22 protein-coding genes are annotated in these 22,054 nt (G+C 29.4%); 2 read left to right on the forward strand and 20 right to left on the reverse strand.

From position 1 onward, the window contains the following. Positions 1–73: 73 nt before the first annotated feature. Positions 74–997, reverse strand: coding sequence for a hypothetical protein (locus tag D1817_01375; protein ID AXT18561.1), 924 nt, complete (start codon positions 995–997; stop codon positions 74–76). 77 nt (positions 998–1,074) lie between these two features. Between D1817_01375 and D1817_01380 the strand changes: the two genes are divergently transcribed. After that, a complete protein-coding gene (locus D1817_01380; protein AXT18562.1) occupies positions 1,075–1,302 on the forward strand; it encodes a uracil phosphoribosyltransferase in 228 nt (75 codons plus the stop codon). Here the strand turns inward: D1817_01380 and D1817_01385 are convergent. Next, positions 1,297–2,568, reverse strand: coding sequence for a phosphoribosylamine--glycine ligase (locus tag D1817_01385; protein AXT18563.1), 1,272 nt, complete (start codon positions 2,566–2,568; stop codon positions 1,297–1,299). The genes D1817_01380 and D1817_01385 overlap by 6 nt on opposite strands. A gap of 84 nt (positions 2,569–2,652) precedes the next feature. On the opposite strand from D1817_01385, the gene D1817_01390 reads away from it, so the two are divergent. Next, positions 2,653–3,960 (forward strand): phenylacetate--CoA ligase family protein, encoded by a 1,308-nt coding sequence (locus tag D1817_01390; GenBank protein ID AXT18564.1) that lies wholly within the window; start codon positions 2,653–2,655, stop codon positions 3,958–3,960. Here D1817_01390 and D1817_01395 read toward each other — a convergent pair. The 18 genes from D1817_01395 to D1817_01480 form a co-directional block, all read right to left on the reverse strand. Then, positions 3,944–4,723 (reverse strand): glycosyltransferase family 2 protein, encoded by a 780-nt coding sequence (locus tag D1817_01395; protein ID AXT18565.1) that lies wholly within the window; start codon positions 4,721–4,723, stop codon positions 3,944–3,946. The genes D1817_01390 and D1817_01395 overlap by 17 nt on opposite strands. Before the next feature lie 18 nt (positions 4,724–4,741). Next, on the reverse strand, positions 4,742–5,728 hold the full coding sequence (locus D1817_01400) for an SDR family oxidoreductase (protein ID AXT18566.1): 987 nt from the start codon (positions 5,726–5,728) through the stop codon (positions 4,742–4,744). Beyond that, entirely contained in the window at positions 5,728–7,044 is a 1,317-nt protein-coding gene (locus tag D1817_01405) for a UDP-glucose/GDP-mannose dehydrogenase family protein (GenBank protein ID AXT18567.1), read from the reverse strand. Before D1817_01405 ends, D1817_01400 begins: the two co-directional genes overlap by 1 nt. Before the next feature lie 79 nt (positions 7,045–7,123). Continuing rightward, complete coding sequence (locus D1817_01410) at positions 7,124–9,067, reverse strand: polysaccharide biosynthesis protein (protein AXT18568.1); 1,944 nt, start codon at positions 9,065–9,067, stop codon at positions 7,124–7,126. 4 nt (positions 9,068–9,071) lie between these two features. Beyond that, a complete protein-coding gene (locus D1817_01415) occupies positions 9,072–10,205 on the reverse strand; it encodes an aminotransferase class I/II-fold pyridoxal phosphate-dependent enzyme (GenBank protein ID AXT18569.1) in 1,134 nt (377 codons plus the stop codon). A gap of 2 nt (positions 10,206–10,207) precedes the next feature. Then, a complete protein-coding gene (locus D1817_01420) occupies positions 10,208–10,786 on the reverse strand; it encodes a sugar transferase (protein AXT18570.1) in 579 nt (192 codons plus the stop codon). 7 nt (positions 10,787–10,793) lie between these two features. Then, positions 10,794–11,642, reverse strand: coding sequence for a methionyl-tRNA formyltransferase (locus D1817_01425; GenBank protein ID AXT18571.1), 849 nt, complete (start codon positions 11,640–11,642; stop codon positions 10,794–10,796). 1 nt (position 11,643) lies between these two features. Continuing rightward, positions 11,644–12,207, reverse strand: coding sequence for a sugar transferase (locus D1817_01430; protein AXT18572.1), 564 nt, complete (start codon positions 12,205–12,207; stop codon positions 11,644–11,646). A gap of 2 nt (positions 12,208–12,209) precedes the next feature. Then, positions 12,210–12,899: a PIG-L family deacetylase gene (locus tag D1817_01435; protein AXT18573.1), complete on the reverse strand. Its 690-nt coding sequence runs from the start codon at positions 12,897–12,899 to the stop codon at positions 12,210–12,212. After that, positions 12,856–14,079 (reverse strand): hypothetical protein, encoded by a 1,224-nt coding sequence (locus tag D1817_01440; protein AXT18574.1) that lies wholly within the window; start codon positions 14,077–14,079, stop codon positions 12,856–12,858. The genes D1817_01435 and D1817_01440 overlap by 44 nt, the downstream gene beginning before the upstream one ends. Continuing rightward, positions 14,067–14,975, reverse strand: a complete 909-nt coding sequence (locus D1817_01445; GenBank protein AXT18575.1) for an NAD(P)-dependent oxidoreductase — start codon at positions 14,973–14,975, stop codon at positions 14,067–14,069. The genes D1817_01440 and D1817_01445 overlap by 13 nt, the downstream gene beginning before the upstream one ends. 30 nt (positions 14,976–15,005) lie before the next feature. Continuing rightward, positions 15,006–16,214 (reverse strand): glycosyltransferase WbuB, encoded by a 1,209-nt coding sequence (locus D1817_01450; protein AXT18576.1) that lies wholly within the window; start codon positions 16,212–16,214, stop codon positions 15,006–15,008. Then, the gene (locus tag D1817_01455; protein AXT18577.1) at positions 16,183–17,319 is read right to left on the reverse strand and encodes a UDP-N-acetylglucosamine 2-epimerase (non-hydrolyzing); all 1,137 of its coding nucleotides are present in this window, start codon (positions 17,317–17,319) and stop codon (positions 16,183–16,185) included. Before D1817_01455 ends, D1817_01450 begins: the two co-directional genes overlap by 32 nt. A gap of 10 nt (positions 17,320–17,329) precedes the next feature. Continuing rightward, complete coding sequence (locus tag D1817_01460; protein AXT18578.1) at positions 17,330–18,463, reverse strand: NAD-dependent epimerase/dehydratase family protein; 1,134 nt, start codon at positions 18,461–18,463, stop codon at positions 17,330–17,332. Continuing rightward, positions 18,451–18,903 carry a hypothetical protein gene (locus D1817_01465; protein ID AXT18579.1) on the reverse strand — a complete coding sequence of 151 codons (453 nt, stop codon included), beginning with the start codon at positions 18,901–18,903 and terminating at the stop codon, positions 18,451–18,453. The genes D1817_01460 and D1817_01465 overlap by 13 nt, the downstream gene beginning before the upstream one ends. Beyond that, positions 18,887–19,894, reverse strand: coding sequence for an NAD-dependent epimerase/dehydratase family protein (locus tag D1817_01470; GenBank protein ID AXT18580.1), 1,008 nt, complete (start codon positions 19,892–19,894; stop codon positions 18,887–18,889). Before D1817_01470 ends, D1817_01465 begins: the two co-directional genes overlap by 17 nt. Beyond that, positions 19,884–20,978: a hypothetical protein gene (locus tag D1817_01475; GenBank protein AXT18581.1), complete on the reverse strand. Its 1,095-nt coding sequence runs from the start codon at positions 20,976–20,978 to the stop codon at positions 19,884–19,886. Before D1817_01475 ends, D1817_01470 begins: the two co-directional genes overlap by 11 nt. Beyond that, on the reverse strand, positions 20,975–22,054 hold the full coding sequence (locus D1817_01480) for a glycosyltransferase (GenBank protein ID AXT18582.1): 1,080 nt from the start codon (positions 22,052–22,054) through the stop codon (positions 20,975–20,977). The genes D1817_01475 and D1817_01480 overlap by 4 nt, the downstream gene beginning before the upstream one ends.

Raw genomic sequence — 22,054 nt, forward strand, 5'->3', positions numbered from 1 at the left:
TTTATTTATGTGCAAATATACTTTTAAATATTAACTTAAAGGAGTAAGAAATGTTGTGCCAAAACGATAACATTTAAAACCATAAAGGAGTTAAAGAAGTTATTATTAATATCCAAATAAATATTTCTGAAAACCAACGCTCTTTAATTGTTTCTAAATAATTTGTTATTATAATTGCCAATGGTGCAAGTCCAAAAATAAATTCATTTCCATTTTTATTTGGAGCGACAATAATTATGGTTATCCCTATGAATATAGCTATAATTATTAGTATAAATGATGGTTTGTTTGCTCTTGTTTTTTCTTTTAAATTTTTAATAAAAAAAAATAATGCCCAAAATCCTAAAGATGTAACCATGGTCATTCCAATAATTAATTGAGAGTTATTATAAGCCATAAAATCTAGGCTTATATCTTCTAAATAATTAAGCAAATAAGAAAAATTATTATTTAAAACTAATGAATAAGTCATGATTAGAATTAAAATAGTTAACAGCCCTGCAAAAGGTATTAGCCAGTTTTTAACTTGTGCTATAGAGAATAAAATTAATGTTGCAATAATTAGAACAAAAAATAAAATCGCCCAAAAATAAAATAAAGCTGCAAGTCCTATCCAAAATGCTGCATCAAATAGCTTTTTCTTTACATTTATTCTTGAACGAATACTAAGCATTCTTCGAAAAGCTAGAAGCACAAAAAAATTTGCAATTAATATGTTTGTATCTTTAAATACAATTGGAAAGATTGTTAACAATAAACTATATATTAATATCTTATAGCTATTTTTAAGTGTTAAATAGTTTTTTCTAACAAAAAAATCTAACATAAAAACAGAACTTATCACTATAGTAAATACTACCAATTGTTTCGCTAACAAAACAATAGTGAAGTTATCTTTTAACCCTTCAACTCTTAAAATTAAAAATTGTATTAATAAATACACTAATACAATTACAAAATGTATGGGTTTTGAAGTGTTAAAAAATTTCGTAATCATTTAATTTTTTGATTATTTTCAAATTTAAAACAAAAAATAATATGTAGTTTTGCGCTATAAATATAAGATTATTACTGATGAAAGATTTCTTTTATGCTATTCAAGATTTATTTGTAAATGTTTTATTTGCTCCATATGATGCTTTAAAAGCATTAGAGTTAGAAAATTGGTGGGGAGCAAATGCTATTTCGTTTATTTTTATCATTATTGGTTTAGTAGCTTTTATATATTGGATGATACAATTAAAAGGATATAATGATAATAATGAAGAAGATAAAAGTATTACTTCTCATTCTTATTTATAGATCAAAACCAATATCTTTACGATAATACATCTTATCAAAATGTAGATTTTCTATAGTTTGATAAGATTTTTTTATGGCCTCTTCATAATTATTTCCATAAGATGTAATTGCCATTACACGACCTCCAGAAGTTATGATCTTATTATCTTCTAATATGGCTCCAGCATGAAATGGTATAGAATCATTAATAGTATTTAGTCCTGTAATTTCCTTTCTTTTTTCGTAAGATTCTGGATATCCTCCAGAAACTAACATTACTGTTGTAGCAGCTCGTTTATCTATTTCGATTTTCACAGTATTTAATGTTTCATTTGATACTGCTTTAAATAACTCTACCAGATCATTTTTTAAACGCGGTAATACAACTTCTGTTTCTGGATCTCCCATTCTCACATTATATTCAATTACAAATGGATCATTTCCTACCTTTATTAATCCGATAAACACAAATCCTTTATATGGTAAATTATCTTTTTGAAGCCCATTAATTGTAGGTTTTACAATACGTTCTTCTATTTTATTCATAAACTCTTCATCTGCAAATGGTACTGGAGAAATTGCCCCCATGCCACCTGTATTTAAGCCTGTATCTCCTTCACCTATACGTTTATAATCTTTAGCTGTTGGTAGTATTTTATAATTTTTCCCATCAGTAAGCACAAAGCAACTTAACTCTATTCCATCTAAAAATTCTTCAATTACCACTTTTGTACTCGCAACTCCAAACTTTGCATCCAACAGCATTTGTTTTAACTCGGATTTAGCTTCATCTAAGTTATTTAAAATTAAAACTCCTTTGCCCGCAGCTAATCCGTCTGCCTTTAATACATAAGGCGGTTTTAGAGTTTCTAAAAACTTATAGCCTTCTTCAACATTATCTTTATTAAAACTTTGATATGCAGCTGTAGGGATATTATGTCTATATAAAAACTCCTTTGCAAACTCTTTACTTCCTTCTAGTTCTGCAGCAGCTTTTCGAGGTCCAATCACAGCTATTTCTTTAAGAATGTCATCATTTAAAAAGAAATCGTGAATTCCTTTCACTAAAGGATCTTCTGGGCCTACAACAACCATTTCTATATTTTCAGATAATACTAATGCTTTAATCCCTTCAAAATCGGTCACGCTTAAATTTATATTTTTAGCGATACTTGCAGTACCAGAATTTCCTGGAGCAACAAATAGCCCTGTACATAAAGGGCTTTGTGTGATTTTCCAAGCAAAAGTATGTTCTCTCCCACCAGAACCAAGAATTAAAATCTTCATAGAATGTATTGTTTGCTGCAAAAATAATTGCTTTTATGTTTAAAAAATAATTATTTTACAAAAACATATTATCTGTCATTTCAATTGAATTTATTTGATATTTCCTTAAAACTAAAAGGTTTTCCAATGCGGAAAGCCAAACAGGTTTTAGAATCAATTCAACAGAAAAATGAAATTGAATTCGAGAGCTATTTAAATTCTCAAAAAAAAGATATTGTTAACTATCACTTAAAACATAATTCATTTTATAAATCGTTTGCTAAAAATGTAAATCCTTTTGATTGGAATTCGATCCCTGTAATGACTAAAAGGGATTTACAACAATCTTTAAATAACCGTTTATCTGACGGTTTTACAAGTAAAAATATTTATGTTAACAAAACGTCTGGCTCATCTGGAACTCCTTTTATTTTTGCAAAGGATAAATTTTGCCATGCTTTAACTTGGTCTAATTTTATAGATCGCTATAACTGGTATAATTTAAATTTAGATAGCTCAAAACAGGCACGCTTTTATGGGATACCTTTAAATAAAAAAGGATATTATAAAGAACGATTAAAAGATGTTTTAGGAAAACGTTTTCGGTTTTCGGTATTTGATTTAAGTGATGCTCAATTTGAGAAAAATTTAGAAAAATTTAAATCTACATCATTCGATTATATTAATGGTTATACAAGTTCGATTGTACAATTTGCTAAATTTTTAGAACGGAAAAATATCGTTTTAAAAACCATTTGTTCGAGTTTAAAAACTTGCATTGTAACTTCTGAAATGCTTTTTGAAGATGACAGAGCAGTATTAGAAAAACAATTTGGATGTCCTATAATTAACGAATATGGTGCTGCAGAATTAGGGCTAATCGCTTTTCAAAACCCTAAAAATGAATGGCAGATTAATAGTGAAGATTTATTTATAGAAATCCTTGATAAAAATAATAACTCTTTACCTTTTGGAGAAGAAGGAAGGATTGTTATTACATCTTTATACAATAAGGCACATCCGTTTATTAGATACGAATTAGGAGACATTGGTATACTTTCAAAAGAAAGTACCCCACATAAACTTATTCTTGAAAAATTGATAGGACGCACCAGTGACATTGTTATTTTACCTAGTGGAAAAAAAGCTGCTGGATTAACATTTTATTATATTACTAAAAATATTATTGAAGATAATGGTAATGTAAAAGAATTTATAATTGAACAGTTGACTCTTAATACATTTAAAGTGAGTTATACTAGTACAAAAACTATTTCTGAAGAAAAAATTCAAGTTATAAATAATGCCTTTATTAAATATCTTGAATCTGGGTTAATTGTTACTTACGAAAAGAAGAATAAATTAAAACGATCTAAAAGCGGTAAATTAAAGCAATTTATTTCTCATGTGTAATTATTGTTTGTTTTGATTTTACAAAGAAGTGTTCAAACAAAAAAATCAACATTCTATATAGTGATTTTAAAGTAGAAAAGCCCAAGCCTTTTTTATACACCCAATAATTATGTTTTATTAAATTAAATTTATTGGAAGACATCGAATTTTCTCTAACGCGATAATATGCCAATGATTCTTGAATTCCTAGAGCTGGTTTAGCAGATTTTTTAATCGCGGTTAACCATAATAACCAGTCTTGACGTTTGCGTAAATTAGGTGCCATTATTTTACCTAAAGATTTAACATTATAAACCCCTGTTAAATTCCCAATATAATTACTTTTTAAAAGCTTCTTATAACTCAATATCGATAGTGCTTTTATTTCTTTATTTAATGATGTACCATCTTCATTAATTTGTTCATAGCTACTAAAGCAAACATCGCAATGCTCAGTTTTCATAAAACTAAGTTGTGCTTGCAATTTTTCAGGTTTCCATAAATCGTCGGCATCTAAAAATGCAACATAACTGCCTTTAGCAATTTCTATCCCCTTATTTCGAGACATTGCTGCACCTAGGTTCTCTTTATTTTTTAAAAGTTTTATTTTAGAATTCTCGTTTATAAAAGATTCTGCAATTTTAAAAGTTTTATCCGTTGAAGCATCATCAATTAAAATTAATTCCCAATTTAAGTACGTTTGATTTATAACACTATTTATTGCTTCTGAAATATATGCTTCAGAATTATAAAGGGGCATAATTATAGAAACAACTGTATTCACTTAAAACAATTAAATTACCTATCTTTTTATATGATTTGAAAAATCTTTATGATCACTTTTATAAAGATCTTCTTTAGATAAGCTTTTAAAATATTCAAATGTTTTTTTCATTCCTTCAGCTCTATCAATTTTTGGCTCCCAGTTTAAAACTTTTTTAGCTAAAGTAATATCGGGTTGTCGTTGCATAGGGTCATTTATTGGTAAATCTTTATATACTATTTTTTGATCTGTATTAGTTAGTTTTATAATTTCTAAAGCAAAATCTTTAATTGTTATTTCATTAGGGTTTCCTATATTTATAGGATTTACATAATCACTTAATAATAATCGATAGATCCCTTCTATTTGATCATCTACATAGCAAAATGATCGTGTCTGTGAGCCATCTCCAAAAATAGTTAAATCTTCTCCTCTTAAAGCTTGCCCCATAAACGCAGGAATAACTCTACCATCATTAAGTCTCATTCTCGGGCCATAAGTATTAAATATTCTTACAATACGAGTCTCTAAACCATGAAAGCGATGATATGCCATTGTAATAGATTCTTGAAAGCGCTTAGCTTCATCATAAACTCCTCTTGGTCCAATAGTATTTACATTTCCATAATAATCTTCTGTTTGAGGGTGAACTAAAGGATCTCCATAAACTTCGGATGTGGACGCTATTAACAACCTTGCTTTTTTGGCTTTGGCCAAACCTAACAAATTGTGAGTGCCTAATGAACCTACTTTTAAAGTTTGAATCGGGATTTTTAAATAATCAATCGGACTTGCTGGAGATGCGAAATGCAAGATATAATCTAACCTTTCTTCTACAGAAATAAATTCTGTTACATCATGTTTAATGAATTTAAAATTGGAGTTTTTTAATAGGTGAGAAATATTTTTTTTATCACCAGTAATAAAATTATCCATTCCAATAACATAAAAACCTTCTAGAAGAAATCGATCACATAAATGTGATCCTAAAAATCCAGCTGCTCCTGTTATTAAAATAGTTTTCATTAAGTTAATTGAATTGTTTTTCGACCTATAGAACTATAATAAAATGTTTCGTTCTCCATATCTCTAATGTCATATAGATTACGTCCATCAAAAATTATAGGGCGTTTCATAGCATCTTTTAATTTATTAAAATCTGGTGTTCTAAATATACTCCATTCTGTACAAATAATTAATGCATCAACATTTTCTATAGCTTTATACATGCTAGGCATATAATTTATCTTATTCCCAAATTGCTTTTTTACATTTGGCATTGCTTCTGGGTCATAAACATTAAGTGTAACTCCTTTTTTTAACAATTCACTAATTATATATAATGCTGGTGCTTCTCTAATATCATCGGTTTCTGGCTTAAATGCCAAGCCCCAAATAGCTAGTGATTTTCCACTTAAATCATCATTAAAAAACTCATTTATTTTAGAGACTAATATTTTCTTTTGAGTATCATTTACTTTAATTACTGAGTTTAATATCTCGAAATCGTAATCTATATCTTTTCCTGATTTATGAAGTGCTTTTACATCTTTTGGAAAACAGGATCCTCCATAACCTATTCCCGAAAACAAAAATCGTTTTCCTATTCGAGAATCAGATCCCATACCCATTCTAACTTTATCTACATCTGCACCAACTCTTTCGCAAAAATTAGCAATTTCATTCATAAAAGTAATTTTAGCTGCTAAAAATGCATTTGAAGCATATTTAGTAAGTTCAGCTGATTTTTCATCCATTATTATAATTGGATTTCCAGAACGAACAAATGGTTTATATAACTTTTCCATGAGCTTTGTAGCTCGTTCTGAGCTCGAACCAATCACAATACGTTCTGGTTTTAAAAAATCGTCTACAGCAAATCCTTCTCGTAAAAACTCTGGGTTTGATACAACATCAAATTCTATATTAGTTTGCTCAGATATGATTTGCTTCACCTTCTCTGCAGTACCCACAGGGACAGTACTTTTATCAACAATCACTTTATAGTTCGTAATTAAATTACCTATTTGTTTAGCAGTTTCTAATACATAGGATAAATCTGCAGAACCATCTTCACCTTCTGGGGTTGGTAATGCTAAAAAAACAATATCTCCATAATCCAATCCTTCTTTTAAAGAAGTTGAAAACTGCAATCGATTTGCTTTTATATTTCTTTGAAACAACACATCTAAATGTGGTTCGTATATTGGTATCTCTCCCTGTTGTAGCCTTTTGACTTTATCTTCGTTTATGTCTATACATAAAACTTCATTCCCTGTTTCAGCTAAGCAAGTTCCTGTAACTAAACCCACATAACCAGTTCCTATTACGGATATTTTCATTTATTAATTTTTGTTAAAACAAAAATAGGGAAGTATAATGAAACATAAGAATGTAGAGTTAAGGTTTTAAAAAGAAGTTTTATTTGTCTAATTTCTCATAATAAGAATTTAAACTTTTGTACTCAGGAACTAGTTCTTTTATTTTTTTTACAATTTCTGTTTCTTTTAACCTTCTAGATTCTTCGATAATATTTTGAACACTTGTGTTTACAGATAAATATTCATCATTGTTAGCCTTAACAATCATTATTTTTTTATGATAGGTAGGTAATGTTATTGATTTATCATTTAATAGCTCTTCATATAATTTCTCTCCTGGACGTAATCCAATAGCTTTAATTTTTATATCTCTATTAGGTGTATGACCAGCCAAACGAATCATTTTATTAGCTAGATCAATAATTTTAACAGCTTTACCCATGTCAAAAATAAAAATTTCGCCGCCTTCGCCCATAGAGCTCGCCTCCATAACTAATTGACAAGCTTCAGGTATAGTCATAAAGTATCTTATGATATCTGGATGCGTAATTGTAACCGGGCCTCCTTGTTGAATTTGTTTTTTAAACAACGGTACTACAGATCCATTAGACCCTAAAACATTTCCAAAACGTGTTGTTATAAATTTTGTTTTGTTTTCTTTATTATTGGATAAATGATTATATAATGACTGTACATATATTTCTGCAACTCTTTTAGAGGCTCCCATAACATTACTAGGGTTTACAGCTTTGTCTGTAGAAATCATTATAAATCGCTCTGCACTATATTTCGCAGCTAAATCTGCTAAATTCTTTGTCCCTAATATATTTACAGAAACTGCTTCAGAGGGATTTTTTTCCATTAAAGGAACGTGTTTATAAGCAGCGCAATGATATATAATTTCAGGTTTATGAATATTAAAAAGGTGTTCTAAATTTTCTTTATTTCTAACATCACATATTATTGGATGAAAGTTTAAATCATTATATTTTTCTTCTATTTTTAAAGTTAAACTATGTAAAGGTGTTTCAGCTTGATCTAAAATTACAAGTTTTTTAGGTTTGTACTGACTTAATTGATTTACAATTTCTGAGCCTATTGAACCTGCTCCTCCTGTTACAAAAACTGTTTTATTTTCTATTAAATTTAATATTTCGTTGTTGTTAATTTCTATTGGCTCACGCTCTAATAAGTCTTCTATCTGAATATTTTGGATGCTCTCATTTATTCCACTATTACTATCCATTTCAGAAATTGAAGGAGATCTGTATATTTTAATATTATGTTCTATACAATTGTCTATCATCTGTATTTTTTCATGATCTCTTAAATCATCTTCTAAGACAATTAAGCCCGTTCCTTGATAAGCTCTTATTATTACGTATATTTTTCTTTTTAAATAAATTATTGGTAATCCAAGAACTCTTTTATTGCTATTTGATTTTTCTTTTTCTAAAAAACCCATTACTTTAAATCGTCTAGGATATTCATTTTCTATAGCTACCGCTAAAGAAATTGTGTTTTGAGAAACACCTAAAATAAATACTTTTTCAACATCAGAAGTATCTTGAAGTAAAAATCGAGAATAGATTTGTTTTGCAACAACCCTATAAAAAAACAGACCGACAAATAAGCATAAAAAGAATAATATTAAAAATATTGAACTATATAAAAATTCGTCAAAAAATTTATAGTATAAAAAATTTATTACAATGAGCATTCCTGCTGAAGAAACAGAAGCTAAAAGTAATTTTACTGCATCAATATAACTTGAATGTCTTATTAAACCTACGTATGTCTTAAAGAGAAAAAAGCAACCTGTAGTTATAATTAGACCTACTAACAATGGTATTAAAAAATATCTATTAAAGAATATGAATGAAAAATCATTTGTAATAAAACCTGAAGTAATTAGTGAAAAGAAAACAATTTGAACATCCCAGAATAATACAATCCATCTAGGTAGATAACCAACGTTTTCAATACCGAATTTAAATAGTGTACGCTTTAATACTAGCTTAATAATTTCTTTTATTTTTTCCATCAGTTTATCTAAAGCATAGCAAATTTAACACTTTAGTTATATAATCCTTGTCACTTTCTGAAAGATTAGATCCAGAAGGCAAGCATAGTCCTATATTAAAAAGCTGTTCAGACACATTACTCCCATAAAACTTTACTTTTTTAAAAACAGGTTGTAAATGCATTGGTTTCCATAAAGGTCTTGATTCTATATTTCTTTTCAATAATCCCAATCGCATATCTTCTCTAGATAGATTCAGTTTTTTTTCATCTATTATAATGCAATTTAACCAATGGTTAGAAAAATAATCTTCATTTGGTTCTTTAAAAACAGTAATTCCGTTTATATTTTTAAAAAATTTAGCATAAAATTCATGGTTATTTCTTCTTAATTTAACATATTCATCTAAAACTTTCATTTGGCCTCTTCCAATACCAGCAATTACATTATTCATTCTATAATTATATCCAATTTCAGAATGTTGGTAATGTACTGCATTGTCTTTTGCCTGTGTTGCTAAAAAAATTGCTCTATTTTTTAGCTTTTCATTTTTACAAATTAAAGCCCCTCCTCCAGAGGTAGTAATTATTTTATTCCCATTAAATGATAATATTCCAAAATCTCCAAAAGTTCCACATTTCCTTCCTTTATAAGTAGAACCTAATGCTTCGGCAGCATCTTCTATTAATAGAATTTCATATCTTTTAGTAATCTCTACTATTTCGTCCATTCTAGCTGGCATACCGTATAAATGCACAACAATAATTGCTTTAGGTTTTTTACCTTTAGAAATTCGATCTTTAATTGCTTCTTCTAAATATTCAGGACACATATTCCAAGTGTTTTTTTCACTACCTATAAATACGGGATGAGCACCTTGATATAAAATTGGATTAGCTGATGCCGAATATGTCATACTTTGACATAATACTTCATCTCCTTTTTCAACACCAGAAAGAATGAGTGCTAAATGGATTGCAGCCGTACCAGATATTGTACAACTAATATGAGATTCTTTTTGTAAATATTCTTCTAAGTCATTTTCAAAACCAGATAAATTTTCTCCATATATAGAAATTTGATTATTATCAAAAGCTTTCTTTATATAGGGCAATTCGTATCCACTTAAATGTGATTTAGAAAGTGCTATTCTTAACATAGTTATGAAAATAGTGTTTTATATATATAATAAATATCTTTTACAAAACTATATTCATTAATATATTTGGTATTCATTGCTACTTTTTGTGGCCAAATAACTTCTTTATTATATTCTTTCGGTTTTTTTTGTAAATTCAATAATTTCTCTTCATTTCTATAATACAATGTCGCAGGTCCAGTAATTCCAGGTTTTATGTTTAGTATTACTTTTGCTTTTTCTTCCAACATATCTAAGTATTCTGGAAGATCTGGCCTTGGGCCTACAAAACTCATTGTTCCTTCCAAGACATTCCATAATTGTGGAAATTCATCTATTTTATATTTACGAATAAATTGACCGAATTCTGATATATATGGGTTCTCTTTTTTAGCTTCTTCTGGATGAATTGTTTCTATTTTGTATATAATAAATTCTTTACCATATTGTCCAATTCGCTTTTGTTTAAAAAACCCTTTTCCTTTTATAAAAATTTTAGAGATTACTGCTACTAACAATATAACCCATCCTAATAGTATTAATCCAATGAATGAAAAAAAAACATCAAATACGCGTTTTATATTTTTTTCAACTCGAGTCAACTCTTATTTATTTTATAGAAGTAATATCTCTTACTTCATAATTTGTTGCATAGAAAAATCCATCTTCTAATATAATTTCGTGAAAGATATTGCTTTCTAGTTTTTTATTTGACTTAAAACCTTTCCATATTATTACTTTTTGATTATCTCTTATTATAAAAGCTCCCGGATATGGTTTTGTTGTAGCTCTAACTAATCTATCAGTTTCATTTACTGTCATTGTTAACAAAAGCTCTCCATCTTTAGGCTTCCTTCCTTCCCAATATGTGGCCTTTGATTCATCTTGAATAGTTCCTTTAATTTTATTATTTTGTATATCAGTAAACAATCTTTTAATAAGAGTTTCGTGGGCTTTGTTTATTTTATTATATAACGTTAGAGCTGTTTCATCTATATTTATTGGCACTTCTTCCTGTCCAAGAATTAAACCCGTATCAACGCCTTCATCCATTTTAAAAAATGAAACACCTGTTTTATCTAAGCCTTTTATTATAGCCCAAGGTATTGCAGCTCTTCCCCTTCCTACGGGCAACAATGTAGGGTGAGCTCCTATTGCTCCTAAATTTGGAGTTTCAATGACTTCTTTTGAAGCAATTTGTGACCATCCAATAATAAATAGCCAATCTATGTTATGAACTTTAATTGCTTCAATAGCCTCAGAATCATTTATATGATTTGATTTTATTACTGGAATACTATTTTTTTCGGCAAAATCATCAACATATATTCTTCCTGACTTCTTTTTTGATTTTTCATCAGGAATACTAATAATTAAATCTAACTTACCGCCTATATTGTAAATGGCTTCCATACAGCTTAGGCCTATTTGAACACAAGTAACAAATGCAAATTTCATATTAATATGTTGGAGGTTTTTTAGTAAAGTATATTGCTGTTTTAAACAAAATTAATAGATCCATTTTTAACGAAATCTTATCGGCATACTCTCCGTCAAATTTTGCCTTTTCTTCTTCTGACATATTATCATATGAGTGAACCTGTGCCCAACCTGATAATCCTGGCCTTAAGCTTAGTGCCTTATTCTCTTTTCTTAATCTAATTAAATTAACTTGAGAAGCTATTGGAGGTCTTGGGCCTATAAAACTCATATCACCCTTTAGGACATTAAAAAACTGAGGAAGTTCATCTAAATTAGTTCTTCTTATTAATTTTCCAAAAGGAGTAATTCTTAATTTACTCTTCTCATGAGATTCTACATTAGGAGTATTTAAAGGCATACTTCTAAATTTATAAAACATAAAACCTTTTCCATTTTTACCTATTCTTATTTGTTTAAAAATAGGAATCTCAAAATCTTGTACAAAAATAACAAAAGCAATTATAAGATAAATAGGAACTAGTAATAGTATTAAAAGTATTGCCAATAATATATCTGATGCTCTCTTAATAAATAAATACATATCTAATCTAAGATTTGAAAAACAGCTTGAAAAGCTTCAGCATAAACCTTTCCTGACTGACCTCCCCTTAGAGCTGCTAACCCTTCTAAAACTTCATTAGATCTAGGGTGTGGGTATGGCCTCATTACTCCTTTATATGCTTCTAATGATGCTATTTTTTTTTTCACACCTTCTTTTCCTACCGCAATAAATGTATTGGGTAAAAAAGGAGATACATTTGTTGGAAATGACCAATCTGTTGAAGATAGTATTTCCATAAAATACAACCCTTTAATTGGTTTAATCTCCTTTCTTCGTTGGAACAATCTAGCTGCAACTTGACAAGCTCTAGATACACACAAATGATCATCATTCAAATCTGATGGATGATGAGTGAATATAAAATCTGGCTGTATCTTCTCTACAACTTTTTCTATATACTGAACTAGATCCAAATGAGGAACCGTATTAAACTTTATATTAGGAAAATCACCTAATATTGGTGGTTCTGCACCAATTATTTTTTGTGCCTCACAAGTATGATTATACAAATCTTCTATTTCTGGTCTAAATTGTCTAGCATTAACATTTCCTGATAATATACAGTTGTACACTTTATGGCCTTGTTTTGTTAATGTATAAGAGCTTGCTCCAAAACCTAATATTTCATCATCTGGATGAGCTGTTACTGTTAAATATATTTTTTGCTTCATTAATATTATTATTTTTTAAATACTGTGCCATTAGATAAAATAAAACCATTGGTACTACATTAATAAAAAGTCCTCCTGATAAAGCTTCAACAAATAATAATGCTAAAATTAAGTAAACAACAACTTTTTCCTGGTCTTTTAAAAAATATTGTTTCAAAAAAATAACGTAAATTAAGAATCCAATAATACCAAACGCCAAAAATAAGTCGAAAAAACCAAACTCACTTCTTTTATTAAAATAATCAATTCCTCCGAATAAATAGTTTAAATAATACCAATGTTCCCCAATATAATCCAATACATCCATTAACAGCACATCTCTTCTTGAAAATATAGTAGAAACCAATCCATATCTTTCATAGATAATTTTCCAAAAAGGTGATACACTTGCAACAAGTTTCATCAATGAATCAGCAAAAAAAATAAAAACACTACTTAATAATAAAATTACATTTAAAATCGTTTTTTTATTTAAATACCATAAATGAATTAATAAAAGTATACTTAAAAATAAAAAAACTGCTTTTTTACCTAACAAAACAGCTCCCATTATAGAAACAATTAACATAATAACATTCTTTGTTTTTATATATCTAAAATAATTTATAATTACTGCTATAATATATACAAACAAAGATTCTCCTGCTAAATCCAATAAGCCTTGATTTCCAAATCTTAATGACGACTGAGGATATGATCTAAAATCATCTATTGAAAAAAGCAAACCTACTATAATAAAAATCGTATTTATTATAATAATCTTATTGAAAACATCTATTATATTCTTTACCAGTTTTTCTTTGTGTTTAATTTTTTCAACTACTGCTACTACTACAAAAATAAATAGATATTTAATCCCTATATATATATCTCCTGCTACTAATTCTTCTAAAAATATATTTTTATTAAATATCGTAAACTTATCATTTAAAAAAAGCTGTCCAAAAATAAAGCACAAAAACATGCCTAGCCCTAAGAAAACAACTTGCTTTTTCGCTCCTAATAAAATAATCGAAACTAGTAAAAAAAATAAAAATACAATCTTCAAAACAGCTCTTATTCTTAATTCACTAAACTGTAAAAATTCTATTTTATATAATGGTTGAAATAAAAAGAATAGGATAAAGAAGATTATAAATGTTCTAGAAAACCAATTTTCATATTGCTTTAGGAAAGCCATTTATCTTTATTTTTAATAATTACCTTAGGACACCACCCTAAAGAACGTGCTTTTTTGTCATTAAATGTCAACGGCTTGGTCATTTTCGTAAACTGCCTTTTGTTTATCGGCATTTTTTTTCCAGTCGCCTTTTGAATGACTTCACCAACCATTGCCATACACCAAACTATAAAATGTGGAATAGCAATTGGTTTTTTTAGTTTGAGGAAATCTGCAATTCTATCTGATAATTCTTTAAAAGAAGGATGATAGCCATCTGTAAGGTTATAGATTCCTCCTGTTTTCATAATTGTAGGAATAAATTCCGCTACATCACTTGCAAACACCATTGACTTTCGCACAGCTCCTTTTCCGATGTTAAAATAATACTTTTTTCGAATTGCATTGATCATCGATTTTAGGTTTCCTGGCGGATTGATTCCAAAAAGTAATGGCAATCGTAAAATGGTTGTTGTTATGTTTTTTGTTTTTCCCCACTCAGCAACCATTGCTTCTGCCATTATTTTACTTTTACCATAAGGTTCAATCGCATTTAATGGTGCATTTTCTGCAATATTATCTCCAAAATTTAGTCCATATACAGAAACTGTACTGATAAAAACGAAATAATTTGGCACTTTTTGCAAAGCTCCTAATAGATTTTGAGTTCCAGTTAGATTTACATCGTAGAATTCTTTCTTTTCGGCTTCTGTTTTCGGAACTACATGTGCTTTTCCTGCTACATGAATGATCAAATCGTATTGTTTTGAAAGCGAAGGTACTTCTTTGGAAATATCAGCTGTAATTGTTGCTGAATCACTTCTTCCAATAGTATCAACCTCGTATTGCAAACGTTCTAACTCATGCAAAACGTGTTTTCCTAAAAATCCTGAAGCTCCTGTAACTAATACTTTCATTGCGTTTTGTATTGAGAAATTTGTCTTCTATTAACTTCTAAATAGATTATTGAATTTATTCAGAATAATTTCTTTACTATATTCACTTTCAGCCAAGGCTCTCGCATTTTCCGAACACTTTTTAATTTCGGAAGTATCCGTATTCACAATTTTGGTTATTGTTGCTGAAATTTCTTCCAAATTACCCGCTTCAGCAAACCAACCAATTTCATGTTGTTGTAATACTAAATGCACTTCCGAATTGATATCTCCAATATAGAAAATTGGTTTTCCTGCTGCTAATAGATTGTAAAATTTAGAAGGAACTCCTAAACCATACATATCTTTTTTAAGCGTTACGACACCAATAGTCGTATCTGCCATGAATTTGTCTTGTTCTTCACGAGGAATCCAACCATGCTTTTCAATGTGTGTAGTTTTTTCGTTGGTCATGAAAGCTTTTATATCATTTTCCAACGCCCCATTTCCGATAAACGTAAATGTATACGGTTCGTTTTCCGTCTTTTTTAAGGCTTCAAGTAGAATTTCTAGACCTTGCAAACGCCCCATGTTTCCAGCAAAGAGTAGTTTCTTTTTAGATGTTTCTGGAATTGGTCGAATCGAAATGTTCTCTGTATCTGCCCAGTTTTCAATAATTGTAATTCCTTCTTTGCTATTTTTTTTCTGCTCAAAGAGTTTTTGCATATCGCGCCCAAGCACAATCAAGGTATCCATTTTTTTAAAGGCGCTGTTAAAGATGCGCTCCATGATTCCGAAAGCAAATGATTTATTCGATTTTAAGAATCCTGAAATAACTAGATTTTCTGGAAACACATCATGAACTAATACGTTCATTTTCCAGTTTCTTTTTTTTGCAGCAAAGCTTGTTAACACTAATAGCAATACAGGATTTGTTACCATAAGTACTTCCGCACCTTTTGGCATTTTTTTCTTCATAAGTCGTAGCATTTTATAGGTAACTTTTAGATGACCTATGATACGCGATATGAAGCTATTTTTATTGTATCCTTTGGATTGAATTCTATAAATGTTGATGTTTGGCAACCGCTTCACCTCAACTTTTTCATCTTTTCCCTCATAGAATTCAGGGCCACAGACTACCGAAACTTGGTAGTCTTTAGCCAATGATTTTGCTATTTCGGTCATGATATATCCAGTAGAAATGGTTTCTGGATAAAATAGTTCCGAAACTAGCCATATGTGTTTTTTAGTATTTACTCCAAACGACTCTGTTGACATAATCTGTATATGAAAGGATAATTCGCACCATTTTCTCACTCACATTTGGCATAGAGTAGTCGTATACTTCTCTAAAGTTTCTTTTTGGACTTCTTTCTTGTACATTTAATGCAGCTAGTCCTTGCATTATACGTTCAGGATTTAATCCTACCATCATTACTGAGGCTTCTTCCATTGCTTCTGGACGTTCGTGTGCTTCGCGAATATTTAGTGCATGAAAGTTTAAGATTGATGATTCTTCCGAAATAGTTCCTGAATCAGATAGCACAGCAAACGAATGCATTTGTAATGCATTGTAGTCTGAAAACCCAAGCGGTTTTAAGAATTGAATATTTTCATGCGTTTTCATATCTTTATCGTTCAACATGTTTCTTGTTCTTGGATGTGTAGAAACAATGATTGGATATTCGTATATCTCTGCAATTTGATTTAATGAATCAATTAATCCTTTGAAGTTTTTTGGATTGTTAATGTTTTCTTCTCTGTGTGATGATACTACAAAGAATTTATGTTTTTCTAAACCTAGTTTGTCTAATACATCTGAAGCTTCAATTTTTGATAAGAATTTATGAAGTACTTCATACATTGGACTTCCTGTTTTGATAACTCTATTAGGCGATAACCCTTCGCGTAATAAATATTCACGAGCAATGCTACTATACGTAAGATTGATATCTGATACGTGATCTACAATCTTACGGTTTGCTTCTTCTGGCACTCTTTGATCAAAACAACGGTTTCCAGCTTCCATATGAAATACAGGAATTTTACGTTTTTTGGCTGGAATTGCACATAAGCAAGAGTTTGTATCTCCTAATACTAAGAATGCATCTGGGTTTTCTTGTTCTAAGATAGGATCAATTTTGATTAAAATGTTTCCAACAGTTTCCGTGGCATTTCTCCCAGCAGCTTCTAAGAAATGATCTGGTTTCCTAAGCCCTAAATCTTCAAAGAATATTTCGTTTAATTCATAGTCATAGTTTTGTCCTGTATGAACTAAAACATGTTCGATAGCGTCATTTTTGTCTAATGCAATTAACGTGCACGACAATCTAATAATCTCTGGTCGTGTTCCTACAACCGTTACTACTTTTAGTTTTTTCATTGTATCGTTATTATACTTTTACAAAATAGGTATCTGCATCTTCTGGATTGTATGGTTCGTTGATCCAAAATAGTGTTATTAATTCTGTGTCGCCAATATTTTTAATGTTATGCGTATACCAAATTGGCATGTCAACATACGCTGGTTCTGCTCCATCAAGTATGTATTCAAAAACTTCATCTGAATCAATTTTACGGAGTCGAATAGATGCTTTTCCACTAATGACAGCAAAGCGTTCTATTTTTCGGGTGTGATAATGATTTCCACGTGTAACGCCTGGAACTGTTGTTGAATACGATGATTGTCCTGCCGAACCTGCTCGCATTATTTCTACAAATGCTCCACGATCATCTGAATGTTTTGTGAATTTTCTTGGAAAATAATCTTTAGGGATAAAACTCGTAAACGTATTAAATAAGTCTAATTCAAATGAGTTTAAATCTACTTTTGGCACTTGTCCGTTATCTACGTATTGTGTTTTGAAATCTTTTAGCAATCCTAAAATTTCAGATACTTTACGTGATGATGTATGTGGTACTACATACGATTGTATATTTTCTGAGTCTTGCTTAACAATTTCATTATAGAAAGCTTCTGATAGTTCATTGATGTAAATTAAGTTTACTGTACTATCATTAATCACTGTTGGTTGTTCTCCTTGCACTATTTGATGCGAAAATGTGGCAATGAACGAGTTGTAGAAAGGTTTTCCAAAAGATCCAAATACATTTGGAATAATCAACGAAGCTACTTTTCCTCCATGATTTGTTGCCCAGTTTTCTAGATGTTGTCTTCCATCACGCTTTGACTTTCCGTATAGATTGTCTCTTTCTTCTTGTGTAGACGATGAAAAGATGATTTTTGGTGTAGAGTTTGTTGCTTCACAAGCACTTACTAATTTGTGTACTAAATCAACATTTGTATCATAGATAACTTGCTGATCTTCATGACGATTCATTGCAGCAATGTGTACAATAACATCACATGATTTCACAAAGTTTTGTAGCTCAGCTTCGTTTTCAAAGTAGTTTCTTTGAAAACTAATACGTTCTATTTCTTCTGTTTTTGTACCTAAGAAGTTGTATAAGTGACTTCCCATGAAACCACCTTGTCCTGTGATTCCAACTTTTATTAGTTGTCCCATTTGGTCCATTTGTTTTGATCAAATCTAACCTGATCATTTTCAATTTCATTAAGCCCATAATCTGACATTATCATAAGTTTTGAATTTTGTTCTAAAGCCTTAAAACCATTAACATAACCTGAAGGAATATATAAAACTGCCGGCTTATTAGCAGATAAGATATAATTACTCGTTTTCAAATCTTTTGATGGATTCTCCCAATCATCTATTGCAATCAATTTAACCGTAAAGTTTCCTTTTACACAAATAAACCAACGAGATTCTATTTTATGCCCTTGCCAAGCCCTGACAACGTTTGTGTCAAAATGAGTTGTAAAATATACTCGTTTGATTAAAGACATGTCCAAATCATTGATAAAATCTAACCGCCCTCTTTCATCAACATAATTTCCACCAACAATTAGTTCAGGTTGATTTTCTATTTTAACCTTGTCCAACATCTTCTTTAATAAAAGAAAGTTTTAAAAGTAATTTTTTCATACTCTCAATATCTAAGCGTTCTGTGTTATGCGAGTGATAATCCTCTATTTTATTCATATCTATTTCTCCTTCAGAAAAATAGTTTGCATAATTAAGATCCCTGTTATCAGCCGGTATTCTATAATAATCTCCCATATCTTGGGCTTTTACTTTTTCTTCTCTTGTAAGTAATGATTCGTATAGCTTTTCTCCATGGCGAGTTCCTATAACTTTTAATTTACTACTTCCTTCATACATCTCAACCAAAGTTTTTGCTAATGTTTCTACGGTAGCTGCAGGAGCTTTTTGCACAAACATATCTCCAGCATTTGCATTCTCGAAGGCAAATAACACTAAATCAACCGCATCTTCAAGTGTCATCATAAAACGAGTCATACTAGGATCTGTAATCGTCAAGTCTTCTTTATTTTTAATTTGTTCAACAAATAATGGAATTACAGAACCTCTAGATGCCATTACATTTCCATAACGCGTTCCAGAAATTATAGTATCTCCAGCATTTCGTGATTTAGCAACTAAAACTTTTTCCATCATTGCTTTAGAAATTCCCATGGCATTAATTGGATATACAGCTTTATCTGTACTTAAAACAACCACATTTTTCACGTTATTCTTAATAGCAGCTTCTAGCACATTTTCTGTACCTAAAACATTAGTCTTTACTGCCTCTACAGGAAAAAATTCGCAAGAAGGAACTTGTTTTAATGCTGCTGCATGAAAAATATAATCTACACCTCTTACAGCAGTTTCTACAGATCTATAATCTCTTACGTCCCCTATATAGAATTTCACTTTTGGATTTCCTAAACGTCTTCTTAATTCATCTTGTTTTTTTTCATCTCTTGAAAAAATTCGTATTTCATTAAAATGATCTGTATGCAAAAACCTGTTTAGTACAGCATTTCCAAAGGAACCTGTGCCTCCTGTGATTAGTAAGATTTTATTTTTCATAATTATATAATTCTTCAACAATTTTATTCATCTTATCTGTTATGTTCTTCTTAAAAGAATACTCATTGATATAAATTTCCCGTCCATGCATTCTTATTTGATTGTACTCACTTGTATTAACGCTTAATAATCTACTCCACGTTTCATTATAATCAAAACTCACAATAGAACCTACATTATACTTTTTTACGAATTTTTCAGCTTCTATTCCTTTGTTAACAATTACTGGAACTCCTAACATGATAGAATCATACAACTTGTTTGATGCCGCCAAAATATTAATTTTATTGGAAGTATCATATAACGAAAATATTCCTAGACAATTTTTTATTCTTTTGAACAATTTTTCTTGAGATATATAACCCAGAAATTCAACATTAGGAAGTCTTATAAACTTTTCTCCTTCATGATCAATAACTTTTCCCGCAACAATAAATGTAACATCTTTGTTTTTTTTTGCAAATTCATATACCGAAGCAACTCCTCTTGTATATCCTATAAGACCAGTAAAAGCAAACTCTCTCTCAATCTCAGTCATCAATTCTATTGGTTTATCTTCATAATAATCATCTTGCGAGTTGTATATGATTTCATAATTATTATCCCCCATTCTAACTCTATTGTCATCAACATGAATTACTTTAAAAGCTCTTTCTTTTACTTTTCTATCAAACCATTCTATTACTTTTTTAATTATTTTTGGAAAACTATATCTCAATGAGAAATCATCATGTACATCATATATATATTTTACTTTAGGTTTCAAAAAAGTGAAAAAATATACTGCAATAGCGCTATCAAAATCGATCGTGAATATTACGTTTTTATTTGAATTTTTTACATTGAATAATAACTTACAAAACAGTTTTATAATCCATATAGGGTATAAAAACAACAATTTGTTATTTGCATACCCACCCCCTTTAAAAATAAATGTTTCTCGTGTATATTGATTAGCTTTTTCTCTTTCCCTTAACCAGCAAAAAAATGTGATATTAAATTCTTTTTCATCAAAATATTTGATAAATTTCTTTACACGAACGTGATCTGTGCAACTATCTCCTTTTGTTATTATTATATTCATTTTATCACATATTTTAAAGCATCTATGATACCATTTGCCATTTGTTTAGGCTTTCTTTCGGTATCATAATAGTTTTTTGCAGATCTGCCAATAACAATAAATCTTTTAGGATTATTATGAGCTTCGATAAGGTAACTCACCAGTTCTTCTTGATCATGATATATCAAACCTGTTTGATCATGAGTTATATTTAGTATTTCCCCTCCTGTAATTGCATTTTTATTAGTCAAAAAACAGAGAGAATATCCCATACTCATTAACACAGATAATCCAGCTTGTTTCGGCGAAATGCATAAAATAGATTCTAAAAAATATTTTTTTAGTTTTTTTTGATCATATATCGCTCCTTCAAGATATATTTGATTAGTAAGTTTGTTTTCAACTATAAATTTTTCTATCCTTCTATATTCAGATCCTTTTCCAACAATAATTAATTTATTAAGAGAATTCCCTACTTTTCTATATGCAGATAAATATGCTTCTAATAGTTCATTTATTCCTTTTTGAGGGTATAATGAACCTATAAATAGGAAATTCTTTTTTTTATCTTCAATTATATTTTTAGTTTGGAAAACTTCTACTGTATTATTTGCAATGAATAGTTTTTCTCTTTTTATATTACGATTTACATATTTTTTAATAGGATAGCTTGTATAAAAAATTAAAGCATTCGCTCGATTAAATAAATAAAACCTTAAAAAATCTAAATTATTATTAGCATCAAAATTTTTTGTATAAGATGCCGAAACACCAATGCCCCAATAAATTATTTTTGTTTTTAAAAATAAATTAAAAGGTAAAAGCATAATATCTATACATCTTAAATTCATTAATCCTATAGCAATATCGAAATTAGATGCTATTCTATGAATATTTTGTTTATGAATAATAAAAGGGCCTATTTTATTAATTGGAATATAACGAGTAATGAAAGGTTCATTCTTATACAAGTCTATTTGATCTTTTCTATCCGTAACCAAAGTTAATTCAAAAACATCAGTAATGATTCTAAAAACAGGAACTCTATAATGTTGAATTTCATGGAGAAATATTATTACTTTTTTCTTAGAAGACAT

The organism is Flavobacteriaceae bacterium (assembly GCA_003443635.1).
Classification (GTDB): Bacteria; Bacteroidota; Bacteroidia; order Flavobacteriales; family Flavobacteriaceae; genus AU392.